A 633-nucleotide genomic window follows, 5' to 3' on the forward strand; every position below is an offset into this window, starting at 1 on the left:
GTCGGAGTCGTAGGCCTTGTCCGCCCGCAGTTTCCCCGGCCGGCGCCGGCCGGGGACCCCGCCGCGACTCCGATTGCGGGGATCCCCCGTACCAGGGGGAGCAGCGCCTGGCTGTCGTGCAGATTCGCCGCGGAGACCCCCACGACCAGCGGCAGCCCGTTCCCGTCCACCAGAATATGGATCTTCGAGCCGGGTTTGCCGCGATCGACCGGGTTCGGACCCGTCAACAGGCCCCCTTTTTTGCCCGCAGGCTCGCCGCGTCCACGATCACCGACGACCAGTCGACACCGCCCGCGGCGCCGTGAACGTCCAGCACCGCCCGGTGCAGCCGCGGCCACACCCCCGCAGCAGTCCACGCCTGGAAACGACGGTGCGCCGTCGGCCGGGACACCCCGAACTCGTCGGGCAGGTGCCGCCACGAACAGCCCGAGGTCAACACATAGACGATCGCGGTGAACACCGCCCGGTTCTCCACCGGCGCCGTCCCCCCGCCCTGCGGACGGGACCGGAACTCCGGCAGCAACGGTTCCACCAGCTCCCACAGATCATCCGGCACCAGCCGGTCAGCAAGACAAGTACCCACCCCTCCCATGCTCCGTCAGCCACACCCGCCTCACCACATGAGACAGCCTC

1 pseudogene is annotated in these 633 nt (G+C 70.3%); it reads right to left on the minus strand.

Annotated features, from left to right (window positions below):
* Positions 1-592: pseudogene (locus U9983_RS28150) on the minus strand (IS5 family transposase); the annotation flags it as partial.
* Positions 593-633 lie beyond the last annotated feature (41 nt).

Source organism: Protofrankia sp. Cas3 (assembly GCF_963555955.1).
Taxonomy (GTDB): Bacteria; Actinomycetota; Actinomycetes; order Frankiales; family Frankiaceae; genus Protofrankia.